The organism is Knoellia sp. S7-12, from assembly GCF_040518285.1.
Taxonomy (GTDB): Bacteria; Actinomycetota; Actinomycetes; order Actinomycetales; family Dermatophilaceae; genus Knoellia.
Genome location: NZ_CP155449.1, coordinates 3,436,509 through 3,459,934 on the forward strand (window position 1 = coordinate 3,436,509; position 23,426 = coordinate 3,459,934).

Consider the following 23,426-nt stretch of genomic DNA (forward strand, 5'->3'; position numbering starts at 1 on the left):
GACGGATTGCGCAATAAGTCGGGGGTCAAGAAGGGGTGGTGAGGGCGCGGACCACGGCGGAGGGTGAGGGACGCCCGAGCTGCTGCGCCATCCAGGCACTCGTCTCCAAGAGCGACTCGAGGTCGACGCCGGTGCGCACCCCGGCACCCTCCATGGCCCACACGAGGTCCTCGGTGGCGAGGTTGCCCGTGGCGCTCTCGGCATAGGGACACCCACCGAGACCGCCTGCGCTCGAGTCGACGACGGTCACACCGTGGCGCAGGGCGACGAGGGTGTTGCTCAGGGCCTGACCGTAGGTGTCATGGAAGTGCACTCCGGTGCGCTCGACGCCAATACCCCTGTCCGCCAAGGCATCCAACAACCGCGAAACATGACCTGAGGTCGCGACCCCGATCGTGTCACCGAGCGACAGCTGATCACACCCCAGGTCCATGAGGCGCTCACACACGTCGACGACCTGCTCGACCGGAACCGGACCCTCCCACGGATCTCCGAAGCACATCGAGACGTAGCCCCGGACCCACAGCCCCGCGTCCCGAGCCCGGGTGACGACCGGACGGAACATCTCGATCGACTCGTCGACGGTGCGGTTGAGGTTCTTGCGCGCGAACGTCTCCGTCGCGCTCCCGAAGATCGCGATCGCACCGACTCCAGCCTCGAGGGCGCGGTCGAGACCACGTTCGTTGGGGACGAGTACGGGGCGCTTCGGGCCCCGACCCTCATCACCGAGGAGGTCCAGCACTTCGCTCGCGTCAGCGAGTTGAGGCACCCACTGGGGGTTGACGAACGATGTGGTCTCCACTGTCGCGAGCCCTGCAGCGCCGAGGCGGCGGATGAACTCGGCCTTGACCTCAGCCGGCACGATCGCCTTCTCGTTCTGCAAACCGTCACGCGCCCCGACCTCATAGATCGTGATCTCGGGCGGAAGGGTCGGATCCGCCTCGACCTGCGGCGTGCGCATGCTCATGCCTGATCCTGACACGGGACCGACGTCCCAGTCAGCAGGGCCAGAAGGGCGGACCGGGCCACCGACCCCCCGCTGGGCGGGATACCTTGAGGCCATGAGCGAGAACGACAAGGACCCGCGTTCCGGGGAATTCACGGATCCGACGGCCAGCCCGGACTGGACCGCACCGTCGGGGTCCCAGGACCCGGCGCCGTCCCCGCCCGGAGCCACTGACGCACCGCAGACCTCGCCGACCGAGCAGATCCCGCAGGGCACTCAGGTTCCGCCACCCCCTGCTGTGGATGCGCCCTACTCGCCCAACTACGACGCGCCCTACCAATCGCCGCGTAGCGACAGCAATCCCTACGCCGGCTCGAGCGCGCAGCCGACGAACCCGTATGCCGCGACGCCGCCACCCGCAGGAGATCCCTACGCCGCGCAACAGCCGGCCTACGACCCCTACGCCGCGACCGGCGGGTCGGCACCGCAAGGTGGCTACCCGGCATACAACGCTCCTGGTCAGTGGCAGGCCCCGCCCGCCTACGGTGCGGCGCCGCCCCAGAACACCAGCGCTCTCGTCCTCACGATTCTGTCGGGAATCGGGCTCGTGCTGTGCTGCCAGGTCTTCATGATCGGTTCCCTCATCCTCGGCATCATGGGGCTCACCAAGAACGCGGATGACCCTGAAGGTGCCCGCAAGATGGCGAAGTGGGGCTGGGTCGTCTTCGCGGCGAGCATCGTCCTCAGCATCATCGGCATCGCCATCTTCATTGCCCTCGGTGCATCCGGGGCGCTGGACGGCGGCGGCTACAGCTCCGACTCCGACTACACCTACTGAGGTCGCGTGACTGACGGCGCACTGATTGTCCAGAGCGACAAGACCCTCCTGCTCGAGGTCGACCACCCCAAGTCGGCGGAGGCACGGCGCGCCATCGCACCTTTCGCTGAGCTGGAGCGAGCGCCGGAGCACATCCACACCTATCGCATCACTCCTCTGGGGCTGTGGAACGCACGCGCGGCCGGCCACGATGCGGAGCAGGTCGTCGATGCACTGGTCACGCACAGTCGCTACCCCGTGCCGCATGCCCTGCTCGTCGATGTCGCCGACACGATGGCGCGCTACGGCCGCCTGACGCTCACCAAGGACGGCGATCGTCTCGTCCTGCGCACCACCGACCGCGCCGTGCTCACCGAAGTGTTGCGGCACAAGCGAATCAAGCCCCTCATCGGCGAACGCATCGACGAGGACACGGTCGTCGTGCACCCGAGCGAGCGCGGCCACCTCAAGCAGGAGCTGCTCAAGGTGGGGTGGCCGGCCGAGGACGAGGCAGGCTACGTCGACGGCGAAGCGCACAAGATCACCCTCGACCAGAGCGACGGCTGGACCATGCGCCCCTACCAGGAGCAGGCGGTTGACGGCTTCTGGGACGGCGGCTCGGGCGTCATCGTGCTCCCCTGTGGTGCAGGCAAGACCCTTGTGGGCGCGGGCGCGATGGCCAAGGCGTCGGCGACGACCCTCATCCTCGTCACCAACACGGTCTCGGCGCGTCAGTGGAAGGACGAGCTGATCCGCCGCACGAGCCTCACCGAGGAAGAGATCGGCGAGTACTCCGGTGCCCGCAAGGAGATCCGCCCCGTCACGATCGCGACCTACCAGGTGCTCACCACTCGTCGCAAGGGCGTCTACACGCACCTCGACCTGCTTGACGCCCGCGACTGGGGGCTCGTCGTCTATGACGAGGTGCACCTGCTCCCGGCGCCGATCTTCCGGATGACTGCGGACCTCCAGGCCCGACGCCGATTGGGGCTCACCGCAACGCTGGTGCGCGAGGACGGGCTCGAGTCCGACGTCTTCTCCCTCATTGGCCCGAAGCGTTTCGACGCCCCGTGGAAGGACATCGAGGCGCAGGGCTACATCGCGCCGGCCGACTGCGTCGAAGTGCGAGTCACGCTGCCTGACGGACAGCGCATGGCGTATGCCGTCGCTGAAGCCGAGGACCGCTACCGCCTCGCCTCCTGCTCGGATGCGAAGCTCCCTGTCGTCGAGAAGCTCGTCGAGAAGCACCGAGGCGAACCGACACTCGTCATCGGCCAGTACCTCGACCAGCTCGACGAGCTCTCCACCCGATTGGGTGCCGAGGTCATCACGGGGGCGACCACGGTGACCGAGCGACAGCGGCTCTACAGCGCGTTCCGCGACGGCGAGATCAGCCTGCTCGTCGTCTCGAAGGTCGCCAACTTCTCGATCGACCTGCCCGAGGCCAGCGTCGCCATCCAGGTGTCAGGGACCTTCGGGTCGCGCCAGGAAGAGGCCCAGCGACTTGGTCGCGTCCTGCGGCCCAAGGGCGACGGTCGGACGGCGCACTTCTACACCGTCGTCGCACGGGACACCGTCGACGCCGACTTCGCCGCCCACCGCCAGCGGTTCCTCGCCGAGCAGGGCTACGCCTACCGCATCGTCGACGCCGACGACCTCACCTGAACTTGGTCTGACTCCGATCAGCACCCAAGGGGTGGCAGACGCCTTGGTCACAGGCCATGCAGTCAGACGAAAAGCAAACAGTCCGCCCCCGTGAGATAACCAGTTCTTGGCGAGGCGATCACCTCTGCGTGGTCGCTCGCCAAGAAGTGGACATGTCGAAGGCAGGGATGACCCGGAGCGGACCCGGAGGGTGACCCTGGAAGGTGGGCACCCGGCATACGCCGAGGTTGCGCGTGTGTGAGAGTGGCGCAATGACGCAGCCGCCGCAGGAGAACTCGACCGCACAGCCCACCCGCTTCCGGGTGCGGCAGAAGCTCACGATGATGGTCAACCGCTACGAGGTCCACGGGGTGGGCCCGGATGGCACCGAGGTCGGGCTCTGGGCCTTCGCCGAGCAGAAGCGGATGGCGTTCAAGGAGCAGGTCACCTTCTTTGCCGACTCGGGCAAGAGTCAGCCGGTGTTCGGGTTCAAGGCCCGCACGCGCATGGACCTTGGCGCGACCTACGACATCACCGATGCGACCGGGGCCTCGATCGGCCAGTTCCGCAAGGACTTCGGGAAGTCACTGCTGCGTTCGACGTGGCACCTCACCACTGCCGACGGACGGGTCTCTCTCGGCCAGGAGCGCAACCAGGGCATTGCCATCCTGCGCCGCGTCTGGGGCCTCATCCCGATCATCGGCGACATCCCGGTGCCGTTCCTCTTCCACTTCGACTTCACCCTGCCTGACGGCCAGGTCGTCCTGAGCAGCATGAAGAAGCCGGCGCTGCGTGACGTCTACGAGGTCGAACTCCCGGTCATTGACGGACAGCAGCCGATCGACTGGCGCATCGGCGCAGCCATGTCGGTGGCCCTCGACGCCCTCCAGTCCCGCTAGCCGAATCATGCCACAACTGTGGCATGATTGTGGCATGGCACGGACGCGAGTCAGCACCACGGTCGACGAACAGCTCCTCAGCGCGGCCAGGCGCACCATGCCCGAGGCGCGCGACAGTTCTGTGCTGGAAGCCGCGTTGGAGGCCCTCCTGCGATCCCACCGCAGCGCGGAAGTCGATGCGAGCTACGCCGAGGCCTACTCGCGCACCCCTATCGATCAGCCCGACGAATGGGGCGACTTGGCGAGCTGGCGCTCGGCGGTCAGCTCCCGATGAGCCTCCCCGCCCGCGGTGAGGTCTGGTGGTGCGAGACACCGCAATTCCCCCGTCGTCCGGTCGTGCTCCTGTCTCGATCGGCCGCGGTCCACGGCTTGCGACGTGCGTTGGTCGCACCCTGCACCACGACCGTTCGAGACCTCCCCAGCGAGGTGGTGCTGACGCCGGAGAACGACCCTGTCCCGCGCCCATGCGTTGCGAACCTGGACTCAGTCGAGTCGGTGTCCGTCGCCCTGCTGGTTGAACGGCTCGGTCGCCTCAGTGACATGCGCATGCAGGAGATGTGCCGGGCATTGGGAATTGCCGTCGACTGCGCCTGATCGCACCGCTCGACGAGTCCGGGTCTCGCCGGCCTCACCGCGTCACTGATCGTGATCAGCCTTCACTGTCGTGCCGGGCGGCAACGTGACGCCGGGTTCTCCGTCTGCGTTGATCCGGGCCTGGATGGCGTCGCCCAGACCAAGGACCTCGAAGTAGGTCGTAGACCGGCCATCACTCCATTCGACGGTGAGCAACTTGCCCCGACGGGGACGAGTGACCCGTGCGATCGGCTTCCCCGGCCGAAGTGAACCAAGCCTCCAGGACCTCAGGCGAGCCACACCGAAGGGCGCGATCATCAGAGCCAGCCACAGCCCCACGGCCGCAGGAAGCAACTCGAGCGTGGATCGAGCTGACCTCCACGCGTCCAGGGCCATGACCCGTTGCGGATCGGCGGGGTCGTAGACGACGACGGGAGTCTCTCTCAGGGAGTTATGGGGGTCCACGAGCCAGGCATCTACGGTGTGCCCGTCCACCTCGAACCGCACCTTGGAGCGATCAACGTCGCCTCGACTGTCCGCGTCGACGAAACTCACCGACTCCGCAGAGGCCTGCATGGGACTGTCCCCGAGGATCAATGCAGGCACACGAGTGTCGATGACGAACGTCAGCCCCACCAACACGGCGATCCATCCCACGGTCGCAATGCTCCACAACCATGTCGGCTGGAGCAGTGGCCACCGTCGTCGGCCGCGCTCAATGTCGGCTTGCCGCGCGCTGGCGCGGGTGACGAAAAAGGTGACGAGGCCTAGCAAGCCCACGAGCAGCCACAACCCGATGGCCCACCGAACATTGCCCGAAAGGAAGGCTGGCGGGATGCCGGAGACATACCAGACGAGGGCGATCGCGGCGAGGAGTCCCAGGCTCGAGGCAAGGCGACCGGCGATCTGATTCAGCGCTCGCGCCTGCTCGGCCGTGTCTCGCTCCCCCGGGTTCACAACGCCGAGCCTAGGGCGAACCCAACGCAACAGGTGGGGCATTGCGGAGGCAAGCACACGGCATACATCCAGCGAACTCCCAGATTCTGGGGCGACACTGAGCGAGTGACTGCACCCAACGCGACCCCCGAGGCCACACTGCTCGTCGTCGAGGACGAGCCCAACATCCGTGAGCTCCTCGCGACCTCGCTGCGTTTCGCCGGCTTCGAGGTCGTCACGGCTGCCACCGGCGGCGAGGCCGTCAAGCTCGCCGACCAGCACCACCCGGACCTGTGCGTTCTCGACGTGATGCTGCCCGACATGGACGGCTTCGCCGTGACCCGCAAGCTGCGTGAGTCCGGACGCCGTCTCCCCATCGTCTTCGTCACCGCGCGTGACTCGGTCGATGACAAGATCACGGGCCTCACCGTCGGCGGAGACGACTACGTCACCAAGCCGTTCAGCCTCGAAGAGGTCGTCGCCCGCATCCGCGCTGTCTTGCGACGCACCCGCGGGGACCTCGACGACAGCTCGGCCCTGCACTTCGAGGACCTCGAACTCGACGAGGACAGCCACGAGGTGCGCCGCGCCGGTCGGGTCATCGAGACGAGCCCGACCGAGTTCAAGCTCCTGCGCTACCTCATGCTCAACCCCAACCGCGTGTTGTCGAAGGCGCAGATCCTCGATCACGTGTGGGAGTACGACTTCCGCGGCGAGAGCGGCATCGTCGAGTCCTACATCTCCTACCTCCGTCGCAAGATCGACACCGAGGGCCAGCCTGCGCTGATCCACACCAAGCGCGGTGTCGGCTACGTGCTTCGCCTTCCCCCGCAGGGCTGATGGCCAGCACCCCCGGCACTCAGGCGGTCGTGCGCCGCCTCGAGGCAATGCCCTTGCGCGTGCGGCTTGTCACGATCGTGCTGCTCGTCCTCACGGCCGCGCTGCTCTTCTCGAACCTCGCCACGGCCTACCTCATGCAGCGCGACCTCATGGGACGGATCGACGAGGAGCTGCGCAGCGTGGCCGCGCCCGTGGCCAGCCAAGCGATCGATGAGCTCCGCAAGCGAGACGTGGACGCGACGCCCACCAACTACGCCTTCGTCCTCTTCCCCGTCAATGGGGAGGCGACGACGGTCAACCCGACCGGCGAGAGCCAGCACCCGGCCGTGCCGCGCCTCGCCCTGAACGACCTCCGGGTGACGACAAGTCGCCCCTTCACGGTGAAGTCCATCGATGGCGAGATGTCATGGCGCTTCATCGCTGGCACGGTCGACGAGAACAGGGGGACCTTTGCGGTCGGTGTCCCGCTTCGCTCGGTGAAGCACACGGTGACGCGGCTTCTCGTGACGACGGGTGCGCTCAGTGCTTTCGTTCTCGCCGGTTCGGCACTGCTCGGCTGGTATGCCGTCCGCCGGGCTTTCCGTCCCCTCAACCAGATCGAGGACACGGCCGCTGCCATCGCTGGCGGCGACCTGACCAAGCGCATCCCGATGCGGGCTGCCGAGGACGAGGTGACGTCGCTGTCGCGCAGCCTCAACGCGATGCTCGCCCAGATCGAGACGTCCTTCGCGGTGCGGGAAGCATCGGAGGACCGCATGCGGCAGTTCGTCGCCGACGCCAGCCATGAGCTCCGCACTCCCCTGGCGACGGTCCGCGGCTACGCCGAGCTGCACCGGCAGGGCGCCCTTTCGAGCACCGACGACACCCGCGCAGCGATGGAGCGCATCGAGTCCGAGTCCACTCGGATGAGCGGACTCGTCGAGGACCTCCTCACCCTGGCGCGGCTCGACGAGGAACCCACGACCGCGATGGGCGAGGTCGACCTCACCGTCCTCGCCGCCGACGCCACGTCCGATGCCCGCGTGCGCGCCGGTGGTCGGCGGATCACCCTCACCGGCCTGGGCGGGCCGCTCGACCCGACCGTGGTCTGGGGGTCCGAGTCGAGACTCCGGCAGGTGGTGACGAACCTCGTTGCCAACGCCGTCCGGCATACCCCGCAGGGAACCCCGATCGAACTGGCCGTCGGCATGGACAGCACCGACGGTGTCGTCGAGGTGCGCGACCACGGTGACGGAATCCCTTCTGGCACAGCGCATCGCGTGTTCGAGCGGTTCTATCGCGCCGACCCCTCGCGTGGTCGCAGCGCCGGTGGCGGCAACGGTCTCGGGCTCGCCATCGTCGCGGCCATCGTGGCCGCACACCACGGTCGGGTCGGCGTCCAGGAGACCCCTGGAGGAGGCGCAACGTTCGTCGTGCGCATACCCACAGGCCCCTCACAGGCCAGGTCCAGCGGCTCTTGATGTGGAGGCGCTTGAGTGTCTAGTGCCAGCCCGACGAAGGAGACGCAGATGAGCAGCAACGAACCAGGACAGACCGGACCGTCGACCAGCACCACCCCCGACACCCCGGCTCACCAGGACGGAGCAGTGACCCAGGCGCTCCCGCAGCATGCCGCTCTGACGGCTCCTTCGTCGCAGCCCGGCCACGACGCGCCGACCACGTGGTACGGCGCCCACGAACCCGCCGGGCCGGTGTTCCCCCCGCCTCCGGTCCCCGGGGCAGCCCCGCAGAACCCTGAACCGCAGCCTCGCCAGCGGCGTCGGGTGGGGGAACTCTTTGCGGTGGCTGCACTCACTGCCGCCCTCGCATCGGGCGGCACGTACGCCGCGACCCAGCTGGGGTCGCAGGATTCGCAGAACCCCTCCTCCGCGGCTTCCTCCTCCAGTCTGGGTCGCGGCGCATCGACCGCACCCGTCTCGCAGACCGACTCGCAGGCACCGAATTGGACCGCCACGGCCGCCGCGGTCTCACCCAGCGTCGTCGCGATCAAGACCGACAGCGGGGAGGGCTCGGGCGTCATCATCGACGACTCCGGTCACGTGCTCACCAACAACCACGTCGTCGCCGGCGCCGAGGAGCTCACCGTCACTCTCTCGGACGGCCGGGCTTTCAAGGCCAAGATCCAGGGCACCGACCCGTCCACTGACCTCGCTGTAGTGACGATCGAGAGTGCACCCAAAGACCTCGAGCCCATCTCGATCGGTGACTCAGACGCCCTCAAGGTCGGCGATCCGGTCATGGCCGTCGGCAACCCGCTCGGACTTGCGGGCACCGTGACGACCGGCATCGTGAGTGCCCTCAACCGTCCGGTCACGACCGACGCCGCACAGGAGCAGCAGCCGCAGGGTCAGAATCCCTTCGGCAACCAGCAGCCTCAGCAGCAGCAGTCGAGCAGCGAACCCGTGGTCACCAACGCCATCCAGACCTCGGCCGCAATCAACCCCGGCAACAGTGGCGGTGCGCTCGTCAACGCCAACGGGCAGCTCGTCGGGATCAACTCCTCGATCGCGTCCCTCGGATCCTCGAGCGGGTCGAGCGGCAACATCGGCATCGGTTTTGCCATCCCCGCCAATGAGGCCGCGTCCATCGCCGATCAGCTCATCAAGGACGGCAAGGCTGTGCACGCCTACCTCGGTGTCGCACCGGTCGACGGCTCTGCCTCCGACGGCAACGCCACCCGCGCCGGAGCCGAGATCAAGACCGTCTCGCCCGACACTCCGGCCGCCAAGGCAGGGCTCAAGGTCGGCGACGTCGTCACCGCGGTGAACGGCGAAGGCGTCGAGTCGGCGGAGTCGCTCGTTGCCCACATCCGCGAATACGCCGTCGGCGACACCGTGAAGCTCACGGTGCTGCGCGACAACAAGAGCCAAGAGCTCTCCGCGACCCTCGCCACCGTTCCGACGGGCTGACCACGAGTGACCACCAACTGACCTCAACAGCAAGCGACGGTGGGTCCGAACAGGGACGGACCCCACAACCGACCACTCAGCGCACCCGCCCGATCTGAGTGATCCGGTGAGTACCCCGACTCATGGAGTCGGGGTACTTGTCGTTCCACCCTGTAACCATGACCAATCAGCTGCAGGACGTGCGGCGCCTCGAGGGTGAGTTCGCCGACGCGATGAACCGGATGTATGCCGTGGGCAACGGGCTCGCCCGGATGCGCGCTTCCCTTGAGATGGACGACGTGACGCGGGCGGCTCCGGCTGCGACGGCCGCGACCTCGCCCATCGCCATCACACCTGTCGCCAGCACTCCCATCGCCAGCCCTGCGATGGCCGCAGGGCCTGCTCGGACTGCGCCTCCCGCACCGGCGCAGGCTCCCCCGCGCGTGCCGATGCAGCCTCCTGTCCCGTCGTGGTGGCAGCGCGAAGGCGCGGTCACTCGCATCCTCGCGGTGGCCGGCGCCGTCGTCACCCTCGTCGGCATCGCGATGCTGCTCGCTCTGGCGATGCAACAGGGCTGGTTCGTTCCGGAGCTGCGCGTGGGGCTCGGCGTCCTGCTCGCGGTCGCTCTCGTCGTGGCGGGCCACGTCGTCCGGGCTCGCGAGGCGTCGCGTGATCGCTTCAGTGCCGCTCCGGTCGCCCTTGCGGCCACGGGGTATGCCGCGGGCTACCTCGACGTCGTCGCCGTCACCACCGTCTATGGCTGGGTTCCGCAGGTGGCGGGCCTGGCGATTGCTGCCGTCGTGGCCGTCACCGGACTGCTCCTGGCCCGCCGTTGGGACAGCCAGCTCCTCGCGGTCCTCACGGTCCTCGGCGCCACCCTCCTTGCGCCCGCGGTGACCGAGGAGCTGGGCAACGAGGTGTCCCTCTTCGTTGTCGTCCTCTCCGCCGCAGCCTTGCTCGCTCGCGGCGACCGCGGGTGGCCGATGCTGGCCGTGGCCCGCACCATCCCTGCAAGTGGCCTGGTCCTGCTGGGCATCGCGGTGGCCGAAGGTGATGGCGCTCCGTCCAAGATCGCGATCGGCGCCGCTGCCGTGCTGACCGGCCTCGCTCTCGTCGGTGCGGTCTCGGCTGGGCGGCACCACCGTCAGGACCTCGTCGGCAGCGCCACGGTGGCAGCAGCCACCATCGCGCTCCTCGTCGCCTTCGGCGTGCACGGCGAGACGTTGCGCACCACGGGATACGCCCTCATGGCAGTCACCTTCGCGGTGGCGCTGGCCGTGACGTCGCGCTCCCCCATCGGCCCGGTTCCCACGCCGCTTGCCACGACCATCGGTGCGATCTCGGGTGTCTCTGCCCTCTTCGCCGTGATGAGCGGGGCGCCTGAGCGCTGGGTGGTCACGGGCATTCTCATCACAGCTCTCGGGTATGCCGCAGCGGCCATCACGACGCGTTCTCGCGTCACGCTGTGGGTTGCCTCAGGGACCGCTGTTGTCGCGTCGATCGCCTACCTCACCCATCCGACGGCGTACTTCGAGCTGGGCATGGCCCGCGACCACGACGCCACGACCGCCCTCCTCGACAGTCTCTTGGCCGGCGGCATCGCGGCCCTCGGCGCCTGGGGCGTAGATGTCGTGCGCGGCATCCCGGCCCGCATCCGCCGGCTCGCCCGCATCGCGGCACTGATCGCAGGGCTCGCCACGTCGGCGGTGGCCGTGATCTCCATCGGCCTGCTCGTGGGCGACGCGTTCGGGGCCACGTCTGCTGGCTTCCTCGCCGGTCATGCGCTCGCCACCGTGCTGTGGATGCTCACCTCCGCCTGGTTGCTCGTGCGAGGCCTGCAGTCGGAGGCGCACAGGGCGCTGTCCCTGCGGCTGGGACTCGGCCTCGCGGCCGTCAGCGTCGCAAAGCTGTTCCTCTTCGACCTCGCCACCCTCGACGGGGTGTGGCGGGTGGTGGCGTTCATCGTCACCGGACTTCTTCTCCTCGCCAGCGGGACGGCATACGCCAAGGCTCTGGACCGGACGCGACCGCCGACGGCGGCCGCCTGACAGACTGCCCGCATGCTGCGGGACGAGGTGTGGGACGAGGCCGTGCGGGCCGTCAGGGGTGACGCGCACGGCCTCGTCTCCGTTCGTGACGACGTGCTGGGGCGGTGGTCCGAGGCGCATCGCGGCTATCACGACCTGCGTCATCTCGATGAAGTCGTCGATGCACTGGCCGAGCTGCGCGACGGTGCCATCGACGGCGCCATCGAGTGGGCCAGCGTGGTGTTTGCCGCGTGGTTCCACGACGCCATCTACGACATCACGACAGCAGCCGAGAACGAACGTCGCAGCGCCGAGCTTGCGCGAACAGCGTTGTCCGCCAATGGCATCGGGATCGACGTGGTCGGCGCGGTCGTTGCCCTGATAGAGGCTTCTGAGGTGCACGACGTCCACGAAACTCGCGGCCCGCAGGCGGTGTTCCATGACGCTGACCTGTGGATCCTTGCCGCACCGGTGGAACGGTTCGACGACTACTGCGCAGACGTCCGGAGGGAGTATGCCGCCGTGCCCGACGAGGCATACGCCCAAGCCCGCGCTGCGATCCTGGCCCCGTTCTTTGATCGCGAGGCGGTCTATCGCACGGCACATGCCCGCCGCGAATGGGAGTCTGCCGCTCGCTCCAACCTCAGGCGTGAGCTGAGCCGACTGGGCTGAGCCTCCGCAACTGCTCACCCTCCCATTCGCAGACCACCAAGGGTGCCGTGTTGCACCACACGGCCGGAACGAACACCTACACAGCGTCCCAGTCGGCGGCCATCGTGCGGGGCGTGTACGCCTACCACACCAACAGTTTGGGTTGGTGCGACATCGGCTACCACATGCTTGGTCGACAAGTACGGGCAGATCTTCGAGGGTCGCTACGGGCGCCTCGACCGTCCGGTGACCGGCGCCCACGCTCTCGGGTTCAACACCGACACCTTTGGCGTCTCGGTTCTCGGCAGCCACGACAGCGCCACCCCGACCGCGGCCGCTCTTGACGCTGTCTCCACAGCGATGGCCTGGCGGCTTCGCATGTTCTATGTCGGGGCTGCTGATCGCACCACCTTGGTGAGCGCGGACAGTGGGTCGCGTGACCCCGAAGGCACGAGCGTGAGTCTGCCGACGATCATCGGCCATCGTGACGTCAACACGACGGCCTGCCCGGGAAACCACCTGTGGACGCGCCAGGCGTCTCTGCGCACCGCCACGGCCGCCCACAGGACCACACCACGAGCACGATCTACAAGCGGTGGGTCGCACCCGGTGGCGCCAGCGGACGGCTCGGCACCGTCTCACGTGGAGGGGCCATGTCGCCGATCGGCTACCGCACGATCTTCAATGGCGGCAGCCTGTGTCGCAGGCGGCGCGATGCACGAATTGAGCGATGTATTCAGCACCTATTACGAGGATCTTGGCGGCCCGGCCAGCTGGGGAAGGCCGGTGAGCAGCAGTATCCCCGTGGGTGGGGGGCAGCGAATCGACACCGTCGGTGGCTTCACCCTGACGTGGGCACCGAACATCGGCACCCGCCGCACCAACGGCGCGCCCCGCACCTACTGGCTCTCACGAGGCGGCCCCACCGGCGATCTCGGCTTCCCGCGGACGGAGATGAGCATGCCGACGAGCGCGGGCTACGTCCAGGACTTCACCCAGGGGGCGGTGTACTACAAGTACGCCGAGGGCGCGCACGCCGTCACCGGTCCGCTCCTCACCTACTTCCGTGCGGTGGGCGGGCCCGCGTCGCCCTATGGCTATCCGAGCGCAGACGCCTTGCGAGTCAGCACGGGATGAAAGCTCCAGTGAGACACAGCGCTTCGAGCACGGGCTGGTCACCTACAACAAGGCCTCGGGAACGTTCACGGTGACCTGACTTCGGCCGCGCCTCCCGAGAAGCGTTGCAGCAGACGGTCGACGATGATGCCCAGGCCCCCAGCCAGCGCGATGCCACCGATCGCTCCCAGGAGCGGGTTGTCCTTCACCCAGTGGCCAGCCAGCGCGCCGATCGCCACTGAGTAGGCCGCCCAGCTCACCGCTGCCAGCCCCGACAGCAGAACGAATCGCCTGTGCCCGAACGTGCCAGCGCCCGCCGTGACGTTGACGGCGACCCGCCCCACCGGGATGTATCGCGCGACGACAATCGCCAGACCACCGCGTCGGTCGAGCTCACGTTCACCCCTGAGGAAGGCCTGGCGCAGCTTGGGCCGTGGGCTGTCGCGCAGCCCTCGAAGACGAGACCGCCTCGCCAGGAGGAAGGTGAGGTTGTCGCCGAGGAAGGCACCCAGCGCGGCCACGGCGCCGAGGGCGAGCAGGTGCGGGGAACCGCTCGCCACACCAAACGCCGCGAGGGTGATGACGACGGACTCACTCGGCACCGGCGGCAGGACAGCATCGAAGGTCGCCAGGAGGAAGAGAGCCGGAAGCACCCACATCGCCGCGGCGTTCTGCTCGATGAGGGTGTTGATGGTCTCAAACACGCGAATCTCCCCTTGGGACAGGGACGTTGAGACCGGCGAGGCGCCGGTCAACCTGTCTCTGCCAGCCTATGAGCGCCGCGGTTGACCGACCATGGGGTGGATCCCCCGCTCGGCCCTGAGCTCGCCCGGGGGTCTCTAGGGGTGCGCGTGCGCCTGACCCTGTGCGTGGGGATTGATGAGCGGCCACCAGTGTCGCTCCCCCAGCTCGGCGACTTGGCTCTCAGGGGGCAGCACGATGCCCGTCGTCACCGCGCCGCCATCGGCCGCCACGCTGTAGACGGCGAAGCAGGCCGTCGGGGTCGGCCACGGATAGGCGGCATCGGGGTGTGGCACGACATTGCGCACGTAGCCCAGAAGAGCCGCGCCGCCGACCGGGACGCCGACGGTGTCGCCGAGCATCCGGAGCGCTTCCTCGACACCTTCTCCCTCGCCAACCGCCCGACCGGGGAGGTCCAGCCCACGACCGTCGGCGCGCTCGATGACGAGCAGACCGCCGGAGGCGTGAATGGCCGCGCGCACGACGACGGTGTTCGGCGGCGGGTTGTCCTGACGTGAGGCAATGACGTCGGCCCGACTCCCCGGTGGCAGCCACGGCGCCTCCGGCGTGCTCTCCACGACGCGCTCGTGCTTGCGCTTCGAGATACGAAGTCCGCTGTCCCGCAGGCGTTTCAACAGGTCTCTCCCGCCAAGGGGGACGGCACCCGCAGCGACGACCGCGGCATACCTCTCCTCGGGGATGTCGTAGTGGTCCCCCTCGAAGCCCTGCCTCGGGATGCCGGCGCGGGCGGCAAAGGCATGCAGCTCCTCGAACGAGGTGTCACTCACAAGGTGCGACCAGAGGCGACCGTGAGCCGGCCACGCGGGCGGGTCGATGAGGAGCATCCAGCGATCGTATGCCGTGCGTCGCACCCGGGCCTGTGGACAACTTCACGGCGGATTTCACGATTCTCCCTACCGTCGTGGGCAGTGGTCACACACCGGGTGTGACGCCAACGAAGGGGACCAGACATGGCAGCCCAGTTCCAGGTCGACACCGAGCGCATCCAGGCCGCCTCCGGTGACATCGCCCGCATCTCGAGTGAGATCGAAGGTCAGGTCGCACAGATGCTGACCAAGCTCACGGCCCTGCAGGACGCATGGAAGGGCGGAGCAGCGACCCAGTTCCACGGCGTCGTCACCCAGTGGCAGGGCACCCAGCGCCAGGTCCAGACCTCGCTCGACTCCGTGGGCCAGGTGCTCGCCGCAGCGGGTGCGCAGTACGCCGAGACCGAGGCTCAGAACATGCGCATGTTCGCCTGAGACCCCGAGATCCCGAGACCCCGGCGGCGGGCGCGACTCCCCTGAAGTAGCGCCCACCGTCGGTTGCTCACGCCCTACTCGGCGGTGACGGCCCTGAGGATGTCGAGCTTCGAGGCCCGCCAACCCGGCCACCACGCCGCGAGGATCCCGACCAGACCTGCCAGGCCGACGAAGAGCGCGAGCTGCGGCCACGGGATGGACAGGACGTCGATGCCGTCGTCGCTCAGTGAGCGCTGCAGTGCGATCCCGAAGACCACGCCCAGACCGATGCCCAGCGCGGCGCCGAGCAGAGCGATGACGATCGACTCGAGCCGGAGCATCCGCTTGAGCTGACGGCGACTCAGGCCCACGGCCCGCAACAGTCCGATCTCTCGGGTGCGCTCGATCACCGACAGCGCGAGGGTGTTGATGATGCCGAGGATCGCGATGATGACGGCCAGCCCGAGCAGCGCATAGATCAGGTAGAGCATCTGGTTGATCTGGCTGCGCTGCTCGTCCGCGAACTCGGCCTGATCCTTCACCGAGACGATGGGCAGGTCGGCGACCTTGGCCTCGAGCGCAGCTCCGACCCGCTCCCGTGAGGCTCCGGGCTCTATCCCGACGAACGCGAAGTTGTCGGTCTGCGCGGAGCCCAACGACTTCAGACTGTCCAGCGTCACGAGATAGTCGGTCCCGACGAAGGATGACTTCTCGAAGACGCTCGTCACGGTGAACGGGACAGTCGTCGTCCCGCGCACCAGCGTGACGGTGTCTCCCAGCGCCTGGGTGCCCGCCGCAATGACGTCGGTCGAGACCGCCAACGACCCGGCCTTCAGGTCCCCGAGGTTGCCCTCCACGACCCTGAGGCCGAGTACGGATCCGAGCTGTCGCGCCTCCCCGGCCATGACGGTCTCCTCGGAGCCGTCGACCTTGGGTCGATCGAACCGGAAGGACGCCACATCCGCAACGCCCGGCACGGATCGCATCTCCTGCGCGATGGCCGGCGAGAAGGGAATCCCCACCGCGCTCGAGACGACGAAGTCGGACACGAACTCAGCCTCGATGGCCTTGTCGATGCTCGCCTTCGCGCTGGCTCCGAAGACCGCCATCATCGACACGAGGGTCACGCCGATCATCAGCGCGGAGGCCGTGGCCGCTGTGCGCCGCGGGTTGCGTTGCGCGTTCTGCTGCGCCATGAGGCCGACGGCGCCGAACACCTGGCGATAGATCCAGCCGATACCGGCGATGACCGGTCGCCCGACGAGCGGGCTGATGAGGGCGACCCCGAGGACGACCCCGAGGATGCCGACGCCGACCCAGTAGGTCGGGCGTGGAACATCGACGAACAGTCCCGTGACGAGGAGTGCCGCGCCCACGATCGTGAGCAGACCACCCACGAGGATGCGCCCGCGCATGCCGCTCTCCGCGAGCACGGCGTCATCGCGCATCGCCGCGACCGGCGGAACCTTGCCCGCCTTGCGAGCCGGAAGGTATGCCGCGACGAGAGTCACGAGGAGACCGACGACGAGCGAGACCACCACCGTGCGCGGGGTGATGATGAGCGACTGCCCGCTGAGGTCCAGCCCGAACCGACCGAAGAGGACGCGGATGCCCATGGCGATCACGATGCCGAGCCCCAGACCGATGATCGATCCAATGAGCCCGATGACCATCGCCTCGAAGAGGACCGATCGCGCCACCTGACGTCGGGTCGACCCCAACGCCCGGAACAGCGCGAGCTCACGAGAGCGCTGGGCGACGAGGATGCTGAACGTGTTGACGATGAGGAAGGAGCCGACGACCAGCGCCACCCCGGCAAAGATCAGCAGGAACGTCGTGATGAAACCGAGCGCCTCCTGGATGTCACTCGCGGCTGCCTTGGCGGCTGCCTTGGCGGCCGCGTCGCCGGTGACTGCCTCGACGCCCTCGGGGAGCTTGGGCGCCACGGCATCGCGCAGCTGCTCCTGGCTGGTGCCGGGCGCTGCCGTCACCCAGATGTCGGTGTAGGCGTCCTTGCCCTCCATGAAGAGGGAGCGGGCCTGCGCCGTGTCGAAGATGGACAGGCTCGCACCGGCAAGCCCGCCGTCCATCGTTGCGATGCCGACGAGCCTGGCCCGGATTCTCGGCTCGGTGCCCGAGCTGACGATGTTGACCTGCTCGCCGATGAGGTAGCCCGCCTTGTCCGCGGTCTTGTCGTCGAGGACGACCTCGGCCGGTCCCTTGGGCCAGCGGCCGGCATCGAGCGTCAGCGGCTCCAGCCCCTTGGCAGCCGGTCCACCGGTGTGGTTGAGCCCGAGCCCCGGCGGGCCGAAGCCGCCGATGAGCTTGCCGTTCTTCCCCACGACGAAAGTGCCGAAGTTCGTGATGTTGCCGTCGACCCGGGCGGCACCCTCGACGCCCGCGAGCTCCTTCACGAGCGGTCCCGGGAGCGTTGCGGTCGAGGGTTGCTGCTCGATGTCTGCATCCCCGGCCACCGGACGCACGACGACGTCACCGACCGAGCCGTTCATGATCGAGTCGAAACTCTTGCCGAGGGTGTCGGTGAAGACGAAGGACCCGGCGACGAAGGCGACGCCGAGGATGATCGCGAAGGCGCTCATGAACAGCCGCAGCTTGCGGGCCATGAGGCTCTTCCAACTGGCACGGAGCATGGTCAGCCCGCCACGAACGAGTCGATGTTCTTCATCGTCTCGAGGATGAGCTCGGGCGTTGGCTCACGCAGCTCGGTGACGATCTTGCCGTCGGCGAGGAAGACCACGCGGTCGGTGCAGCTGGCTGCACCCGGGTCGTGGGTGACCATGACGATCGTCTGTCCGAACTCGTCGACGGAGCGACGCAGGAATCCGAGCACCTCGGCGCCCGAGGTCGAGTCAAGGTTGCCGGTGGGCTCATCGGCGAAGATGATCTCGGGCCGACTCACGAGTGCCCGGGCGCAGGCCACACGCTGCTGCTGACCACCCGAGAGCTCACCGGGCCGGTGACCCAACCGGTCGGCGAGCCCGATCGTCGAGATCACTTGGTCGAACCAGGCACGGTCCGGCTTGCGCCCGGCGATCGACAGCGGCAGGAGGATGTTCTCCTCCGCGCTGAGCGTCGGGATGAGGTTGAACGACTGGAAGACGAAACCGATGTGGTCGCGCCGGACCTTGGTCAGGTCCTTCTCCTTGAGTGCGGTGAGCTCGATGTCGCCGAGGTGCACCGAACCGCGTGTCACCGAGTCCAGCCCGGCCGCACAGTGCATGAGGGTGGATTTGCCGGAGCCGGACGGGCCCATGATCGCAGTGAACTCGCGACGGTTGAGGTCGAGGCTCACACCTTTGAGGGCTGTGACGGCGGTGTCGCCGGAGCCATAGGTCTTGACGAGGTCGGTGACACGAGCGGCAGCCCGAGCCGGAGCGGTGATGTCGCGGCGTTCGGGAGCGAGGTCAGTGGTCATGGTGATCACGCTAGGTGGGCGAACGGCATACGCGCTGTGGGTTTTTCCACCCAGCCGACCCTGAGATGTCCCCGGGCACTCAGGGTCCCGGGTCACCGTCCGCACTGGTGCCCGACATCGTCAAGCTGAATCGGTCATGGTCGCGGTTCGTGACCCTTCGACCCCCAGCCACCGCACCGGGTCGTCGATGACGCGCTGGAGCTGCAGGTAGGCCGCACCCAAGGCAGCCGGCGCCGGGTGCGGCTCGGCGGCCCGAACCGTGGGTGGTGCCCACGCGGACGACAGGACCCGCTGGTGCAGGGTCTCCTCGACTTGGGGCCGGACGAGCTCAGCGACCTCTCGCAGATCTCCGCCGAGGACGACCACGGGGACATCGACGACGTTGATGACCGCCGAGAGCGCGTGACCAAGGGCCCATGCGGCGCTCTCGACTGCGGACACCGCCAGCGCATCACCGTCGCGGGCGCGCGCAGCGAGTTCGGCGGCGGTGGCGTCCGGAGACAGACCGGCGGCGGCAAGCAGGGCGCGCGTGCCGGCATACAACTCAAGACACCCGGTCGACCCACAGACGCACGAGGGACCGTGAGGGTCCACGCTCACGTGGCCGATCTCGCCGGCCCAGCCGTGACGACCGGGGAGCGGCTGGCCGTCGATGACGATGGCCCCACCGATGCCGATCTCGCCGGAGAGGTGGATGAAGTCGATCAGGCCGCTGGAGTGTCCCGGCCGGTCGAGGCTCACGGCTGCGGCAGCGAGTTCGGCCTCGTTGCCCACGGTGAGTGGTCCCGCGCCGAGCGATTGTGTGTCGAGGTAGTCGCAGAGGGTGACGTCGGACCAGTCGAGGTTGGGCGCGCGCAGCAGCAACCCGTCGTCACTGGTGACGATGCCGGGGACGGCAAGGCCAGAACCCACGATGCGCAGCCCGGTGGGAGCGGCCTTCAGTGCCTCTGAGCCGAGGGACCTCAGACGCGAAAGCACCTCTGCCGGAACGGATTTCGTGAAGTCGCCCGTCTCGATACGTTCGACGAGGACCTCTCCCGAGAGGTCGACGACCAGGGCTGCGAGGTGTCCGACGTTGACCTGCAGTCCGAGTGCCGCAAGGTGCCCGGCCCGAGCTGCGAGTGGCGTGCCGGGACGCCCTCGGCGGACACCTGACCGTTCACCCGCGCCGTGGGACGTGGCTTCCTGTTCCGCGAGCACCCCACCGTTGAGCAGATCGTCGACGAGACGCGACGCGGTCGCACGGGTCACCCCCATCGCTGTGGCCACGTCGGATCGCGTGGGTGGCATCTCGGCGGCAAGGACGGTGGCCACGACCCGCGCAAGGTTGGCGGCCCGGACTCCCGCCAGGGCCACGGACGCTGGACCGGCAGCAGCGTTGCGGCGGGCAGGAAGGGATGTCGGCACCTCTTGACAGTAGCGCGAACCACTCATTAGTTTTGCTACAAAACACTAAGGAGTCCCCCATGACAACGACGTCATCCACCTCCACCCCGACCCCCGAGGACAAGTTCTCGTTCGGCCTCTGGACGGTGGGCTGGACCGGCATCGACCCCTTCGGGTCCGCCTCCCGCCCGGCCCTCGAGCCGTGGGACTACGTCAAGGAGCTCGCTGAGCTCGGCGTCTGGGGCATCACGTTCCACGACAACGACGTCTTCCCGTTCGACGCCGACGAGAAGACTCGCAACGAGCGCGTTGGCCGCCTCGCGCAGGCCACCCAGGACGCCGGTCTCGTCATCGAGATGGTCACGACGAACACCTTCAGCCACCCCGTCTTCAAGGACGGCGGACTCACGAGCAACGACCGCGGAGTGCGGCGCTTCGGGCTGCGCAAGGTGCTCGGCGCGGTCGACATCGCCGCCGAGCTCGGCGCCGACACCTTCGTCATGTGGGGCGGTCGCGAGGGCAGCGAGTACGACGGCAGCAAGGATCTCCACGCCGCATTCGACCGCTACAGGGAGGGCCTCGACACCGTCGCCGGCTACATCAAGGACAAGGGTTACGGCCTCAAGATCGCGCTCGAGCCCAAGCCCAACGAGCCTCGCGGTGACATCCTCCTGCCGACCGTCGGCCACGCTCTCGCGATGATCGCGGAGCTCGAGCACGGTGACATCGTCGGCCTGAACCCCGAGACCGGTCATGAGCAGATGGCCAACCTCAACTACACCCACCAGCTGGCGCAGGCCCTGTGGAGCGGCAAGCTCTTCCACATCGACCTCAACGGTCAGCGAGGGTTGAAGTACGACCAGGACCTCGTCTTCGGTCACGGCGATCTCATGTCGGCCTTCTTCACCGTCGACCTCATCGAGAACGGCTTCCCGGGCGTCCCGGACGGACCGCGCTACACCGGACCCCGTCACTTCGACTACAAGCCGTCGCGCACTGAGCACATGGACGGGGTGTGGGAGTCGGCCAAGGCGTGCATGTCGTCCTACCTGCTCCTGGCCCAGAAGGCGAAGGCGTTCCGCGCCGACGCGCGCGTTCAGGAAGCCATGGCGTATGCCGGTGTGCTCGACCTCGCGCAGCCCACTCTTGACCCTGGCGAGACGATCGAGCAGTTCCTCGCGACCGATGACGGCTTCGACGCGGAGAAGGCGGCCGAGCGTGACTTCGGCTTCGTCCGGCTCAACCAGCTCGCGGTCGAACACCTCATCGGCTGAGCGAAGCACTCCTCCCAACCGGCATACGAAAGGGCGGCCCACCTCATGGGTGGACCGCCCTTCGTCTGGCGTATGCCGGTGTTCGGCTGCGCTCTGATCAGGAGATCAGAAGCCCATACCGCCCATGCCGCCCATCTCGTCGCCGCCGCCGCCCATCGCTGCAGAAGCCTTTTCGGGCTTGTCAGCGATGACTGCTTCGGTGGTGAGGAACAGCGCGGCGATCGACGCAGCGTTCTGCAGTGCCGAACGCGTCACCTTGGCCGGGTCGATGATGCCCGCAGCGATGAGGTCGACGTACTCACCCGTCGCAGCGTTGAGGCCCCAACCGGACTCGAGGTTGGCGACCTTCTCGGAGACGACGCCGCCTTCGAGGCCAGCGTTGATGGCGATCTGCTTGAGCGGGGCCGAGATCGCGACACGCACGATGTTGGCGCCCGTCGCCTCGTCACCCTCGAGCTCGAGCTTCTCGAACGCGACCTTGCCCGCCTGGAGGAGAGCGACGCCGCCACCGGCGACAATGCCCTCTTCGACGGCAGCCTTGGCGTTGCGCACGGCATCCTCGATGCGGTGCTTGCGCTCCTTGAGCTCGACCTCAGTGGCCGCGCCCGCCTTGATGACAGCGACGCCACCAGCGAGCTTGGCGAGGCGCTCCTGGAGCTTCTCGCGGTCGTAGTCGGAGTCCGACTTCTCGATCTCGGCGCGGATCTGGTTGACGCGACCCTGGATCTGGTCGGCGTCACCGGAGCCCTCGACGATGGTCGTCTCGTCCTTGGTGACGACGACCTTGCGTGCGGTGCCGAGCAGGTCCAGCTCTGCGGTGTCGAGTTTGAGCCCGACCTCCTCGGAGATGACCTGACCACCGGTGAGGATGGCGATGTCGGCCAGCATGGCCTTGCGACGGTCACCGAAGCCAGGAGCCTTGACGGCAACCGACTTGAAGGTGCCGCGGATCTTGTTGACGACGAGCGTCGACAGGGCTTCGCCCTCGACGTCCTCGGCAATGATGAGGAGCGGCTTGCCGGACTGCATGACCTTCTCGAGGAGGGGCAGCAGGTCCTTGATCTGGCCGATCTTCGAGTTGACGACGAGCACGTAGGGGTCGTCGAGGACGGTCTCCATGCGCTCGGGGTCGGTCACGAAGTAGTGGCTGATGTAGCCCTTGTCAAAGCGCATGCCCTCGGTGAGCTCGAGCTCGAGGCCGAAGGTGTTGCTCTCCTCGACGGTGATGACGCCTTCCTTGCCGACCTTGTCCATGGCCTCGGCGATCATCTCGCCGATCTGGGGGTCAGCTGCGGAGATCGAGGCGGTAGCAGCAATCTGCTCCTTGGTCTCGACGTCCTTGGCGTTGTTGAGCAGCTCGGCGGAGACAGCCTCGACAGCCTTCTCGATGCCGCGCTTGAGCGCCATCGGGTTGGCGCCAGCAGCAACGTTGCGCAGGCCTTCCTTGACGAGGGCCTGGGCGAGAACGGTCGCCGTCGTCGTGCCGTCACCGGCGACGTCGTCGGTCTTCTTGGCGACCTCCTTGACCAGCTCGGCGCCGATCTTCTCGTAGGGGTCGTCGAGCTCGATCTCCTTGGCGATGGACACACCGTCGTTGGTGATCGTGGGGGCTCCCCACTTCTTCTCCAGCACGACGTTGCGGCCCTTGGGGCCCAGGGTGACCCTGACGGCGTCGGCGAGGATGTTCATTCCTCGCTCGAGTCCGCGGCGTGCCTCTTCATCAAAAGCGATGATCTTGGCCATTCGGGTGGTTCCTCCCACGCGAATCGAAGGTGTTGGCCAGGTGGCGCCCGCGACGGACGAGCTGGCGTGCGCACTTCATGTCTGTGCGCGTGCCGACCCTCACCAGACTGGCCAGATTGTCACTCTCATGCTGAGAGTGCCAACGCCATTATTGGCACTCTCGGGTGGAGAGTGCAAACGACGTCGGTATGCCGGTCAGTCAGATTTCGCACCTGCCTCACCTCCGCGCCACAGCGATGCGTCCGCGCCGTTGGCCGAGTGGACGGCC

At 67.7% G+C, this 23,426-nt stretch carries 21 protein-coding genes; 13 read left to right on the forward strand and 8 right to left on the reverse strand.

Translation table 11 applies throughout. The features are described from left to right. Positions 1-25: 25 nt before the first annotated feature. Positions 26-961: a hydroxymethylglutaryl-CoA lyase gene (locus V6K52_RS16500; protein WP_353953794.1), complete on the reverse strand. Its 936-nt coding sequence runs from the start codon at positions 959-961 to the stop codon at positions 26-28. Between the two features lie 100 nt (positions 962-1,061). On the opposite strand from V6K52_RS16500, the gene V6K52_RS16505 reads away from it, so the two are divergent. The 5 genes from V6K52_RS16505 to V6K52_RS16525 all read left to right on the forward strand — a co-directional run bounded on the left by V6K52_RS16505 (position 1,062) and on the right by V6K52_RS16525 (position 4,900). Next, a complete protein-coding gene (locus tag V6K52_RS16505) occupies positions 1,062-1,784 on the forward strand; it encodes a hypothetical protein (RefSeq protein WP_353951206.1) in 723 nt (240 codons plus the stop codon). Positions 1,785-1,790: 6 nt separating this feature from the next. Next, positions 1,791-3,428 (forward strand): DNA repair helicase XPB, encoded by a 1,638-nt coding sequence (locus tag V6K52_RS16510; protein WP_353951207.1) that lies wholly within the window; start codon positions 1,791-1,793, stop codon positions 3,426-3,428. Between the two features lie 251 nt (positions 3,429-3,679). Beyond that, positions 3,680-4,306, forward strand: coding sequence for a hypothetical protein (locus tag V6K52_RS16515; protein ID WP_353951208.1), 627 nt, complete (start codon positions 3,680-3,682; stop codon positions 4,304-4,306). A gap of 34 nt (positions 4,307-4,340) precedes the next feature. Further along, on the forward strand, positions 4,341-4,580 hold the full coding sequence (locus tag V6K52_RS16520; RefSeq protein WP_353951209.1) for an antitoxin MazE5: 240 nt from the start codon (positions 4,341-4,343) through the stop codon (positions 4,578-4,580). Beyond that, positions 4,577-4,900, forward strand: a complete 324-nt coding sequence (locus V6K52_RS16525) for a type II toxin-antitoxin system PemK/MazF family toxin (RefSeq protein WP_353951210.1) — start codon at positions 4,577-4,579, stop codon at positions 4,898-4,900. The genes V6K52_RS16520 and V6K52_RS16525 overlap by 4 nt, the downstream gene beginning before the upstream one ends. A 42-nt stretch (positions 4,901-4,942) precedes the next feature. On the opposite strand, the gene V6K52_RS16530 is transcribed toward V6K52_RS16525, so the two are convergent. After that, complete coding sequence (locus tag V6K52_RS16530) at positions 4,943-5,836, reverse strand: hypothetical protein (RefSeq protein ID WP_353951211.1); 894 nt, start codon at positions 5,834-5,836, stop codon at positions 4,943-4,945. Positions 5,837-5,941: 105 nt separating this feature from the next. On the opposite strand from V6K52_RS16530, the gene V6K52_RS16535 reads away from it, so the two are divergent. The 6 genes from V6K52_RS16535 (at position 5,942) to V6K52_RS16560 (ending at position 13,358) form a co-directional block, all read left to right on the forward strand. Next, positions 5,942-6,655, forward strand: coding sequence for a response regulator transcription factor (locus tag V6K52_RS16535; RefSeq protein ID WP_353951212.1), 714 nt, complete (start codon positions 5,942-5,944; stop codon positions 6,653-6,655). Next, entirely contained in the window at positions 6,655-8,115 is a 1,461-nt protein-coding gene (locus V6K52_RS16540) for a HAMP domain-containing sensor histidine kinase (protein ID WP_353951213.1), read from the forward strand. Before V6K52_RS16535 ends, V6K52_RS16540 begins: the two co-directional genes overlap by 1 nt. Positions 8,116-8,163: 48 nt before the next feature. After that, positions 8,164-9,564: a trypsin-like peptidase domain-containing protein gene (locus V6K52_RS16545; protein WP_353951214.1), complete on the forward strand. Its 1,401-nt coding sequence runs from the start codon at positions 8,164-8,166 to the stop codon at positions 9,562-9,564. A gap of 158 nt (positions 9,565-9,722) precedes the next feature. Beyond that, entirely contained in the window at positions 9,723-11,591 is a 1,869-nt protein-coding gene (locus V6K52_RS16550) for a DUF2339 domain-containing protein (RefSeq protein ID WP_353951215.1), read from the forward strand. A 12-nt stretch (positions 11,592-11,603) separates the two neighbouring features. Further along, positions 11,604-12,242, forward strand: a complete 639-nt coding sequence (locus V6K52_RS16555) for a hypothetical protein (RefSeq protein ID WP_353951216.1) — start codon at positions 11,604-11,606, stop codon at positions 12,240-12,242. A 42-nt stretch (positions 12,243-12,284) separates the two neighbouring features. Then, on the forward strand, positions 12,285-13,358 hold the full coding sequence (locus tag V6K52_RS16560; protein ID WP_353951217.1) for an N-acetylmuramoyl-L-alanine amidase: 1,074 nt from the start codon (positions 12,285-12,287) through the stop codon (positions 13,356-13,358). Positions 13,359-13,423: 65 nt separating this feature from the next. Here V6K52_RS16560 and V6K52_RS16565 read toward each other — a convergent pair whose 3' ends face one another. Continuing rightward, positions 13,424-14,041, reverse strand: coding sequence for a VTT domain-containing protein (locus V6K52_RS16565; protein WP_353951218.1), 618 nt, complete (start codon positions 14,039-14,041; stop codon positions 13,424-13,426). Between the two features lie 135 nt (positions 14,042-14,176). Further along, entirely contained in the window at positions 14,177-14,923 is a 747-nt protein-coding gene (locus V6K52_RS16570; protein WP_353951219.1) for a DUF4031 domain-containing protein, read from the reverse strand. 126 nt (positions 14,924-15,049) lie between these two features. Here V6K52_RS16570 and V6K52_RS16575 point away from each other — a divergent pair, with 126 nt between their 5' ends. Further along, entirely contained in the window at positions 15,050-15,340 is a 291-nt protein-coding gene (locus V6K52_RS16575; protein WP_353951220.1) for a WXG100 family type VII secretion target, read from the forward strand. A gap of 74 nt (positions 15,341-15,414) precedes the next feature. Here the strand turns inward: V6K52_RS16575 and V6K52_RS16580 are convergent, their stop codons facing one another. The 3 genes from V6K52_RS16580 to V6K52_RS16590 all read right to left on the reverse strand — a co-directional run bounded on the left by V6K52_RS16580 (position 15,415) and on the right by V6K52_RS16590 (position 20,162). After that, on the reverse strand, positions 15,415-17,943 hold the full coding sequence (locus V6K52_RS16580) for an FtsX-like permease family protein (protein WP_353951221.1): 2,529 nt from the start codon (positions 17,941-17,943) through the stop codon (positions 15,415-15,417). Positions 17,944-17,972: 29 nt separating this feature from the next. Next, entirely contained in the window at positions 17,973-18,755 is a 783-nt protein-coding gene (locus V6K52_RS16585) for an ABC transporter ATP-binding protein (RefSeq protein WP_353951222.1), read from the reverse strand. A 120-nt stretch (positions 18,756-18,875) separates the two neighbouring features. Next, positions 18,876-20,162 carry an ROK family protein gene (locus V6K52_RS16590; RefSeq protein ID WP_353951223.1) on the reverse strand — a complete coding sequence of 429 codons (1,287 nt, stop codon included), beginning with the start codon at positions 20,160-20,162 and terminating at the stop codon, positions 18,876-18,878. A gap of 59 nt (positions 20,163-20,221) precedes the next feature. Here V6K52_RS16590 and xylA point away from each other — a divergent pair, with 59 nt between their 5' ends. After that, positions 20,222-21,415 carry a xylose isomerase gene (gene xylA / locus V6K52_RS16595; RefSeq protein ID WP_353951224.1) on the forward strand — a complete coding sequence of 398 codons (1,194 nt, stop codon included), beginning with the start codon at positions 20,222-20,224 and terminating at the stop codon, positions 21,413-21,415. A 105-nt stretch (positions 21,416-21,520) separates the two neighbouring features. On the opposite strand, the gene groL is transcribed toward xylA, so the two are convergent. Next, positions 21,521-23,158, reverse strand: coding sequence for a chaperonin GroEL (gene groL, locus V6K52_RS16600; RefSeq protein WP_353951225.1), 1,638 nt, complete (start codon positions 23,156-23,158; stop codon positions 21,521-21,523). Positions 23,159-23,426: the final 268 nt, after the last annotated feature.

Coding starts and splice junctions, on each gene's coding strand:
- V6K52_RS16520 (WP_353951209.1), top strand. CDS start 4,341: ATGGCACGGACGCGAGTCAGCACCACGGTCGACGAACAGCTCCTCAGC.
- xylA (WP_353951224.1), top strand. CDS start 20,222: ATGACAACGACGTCATCCACCTCCACCCCGACCCCCGAGGACAAGTTC.
- V6K52_RS16580 (WP_353951221.1), bottom strand. CDS start 17,943: ATGGCCCGCAAGCTGCGGCTGTTCATGAGCGCCTTCGCGATCATCCTC.
- V6K52_RS16545 (WP_353951214.1), top strand. CDS start 8,164: ATGAGCAGCAACGAACCAGGACAGACCGGACCGTCGACCAGCACCACC.
- V6K52_RS16550 (WP_353951215.1), top strand. CDS start 9,723: ATGACCAATCAGCTGCAGGACGTGCGGCGCCTCGAGGGTGAGTTCGCC.
- V6K52_RS16505 (WP_353951206.1), top strand. CDS start 1,062: ATGAGCGAGAACGACAAGGACCCGCGTTCCGGGGAATTCACGGATCCG.
- V6K52_RS16500 (WP_353953794.1), bottom strand. CDS start 961: ATGCGCACGCCGCAGGTCGAGGCGGATCCGACCCTTCCGCCCGAGATC.
- V6K52_RS16525 (WP_353951210.1), top strand. CDS start 4,577: ATGAGCCTCCCCGCCCGCGGTGAGGTCTGGTGGTGCGAGACACCGCAA.
- V6K52_RS16585 (WP_353951222.1), bottom strand. CDS start 18,755: ATGACCACTGACCTCGCTCCCGAACGCCGCGACATCACCGCTCCGGCT.
- V6K52_RS16555 (WP_353951216.1), top strand. CDS start 11,604: ATGCTGCGGGACGAGGTGTGGGACGAGGCCGTGCGGGCCGTCAGGGGT.
- groL (WP_353951225.1), bottom strand. CDS start 23,158: ATGGCCAAGATCATCGCTTTTGATGAAGAGGCACGCCGCGGACTCGAG.
- V6K52_RS16575 (WP_353951220.1), top strand. CDS start 15,050: ATGGCAGCCCAGTTCCAGGTCGACACCGAGCGCATCCAGGCCGCCTCC.
- V6K52_RS16570 (WP_353951219.1), bottom strand. CDS start 14,923: ATGCTCCTCATCGACCCGCCCGCGTGGCCGGCTCACGGTCGCCTCTGG.
- V6K52_RS16540 (WP_353951213.1), top strand. CDS start 6,655: ATGGCCAGCACCCCCGGCACTCAGGCGGTCGTGCGCCGCCTCGAGGCA.
- V6K52_RS16515 (WP_353951208.1), top strand. CDS start 3,680: ATGACGCAGCCGCCGCAGGAGAACTCGACCGCACAGCCCACCCGCTTC.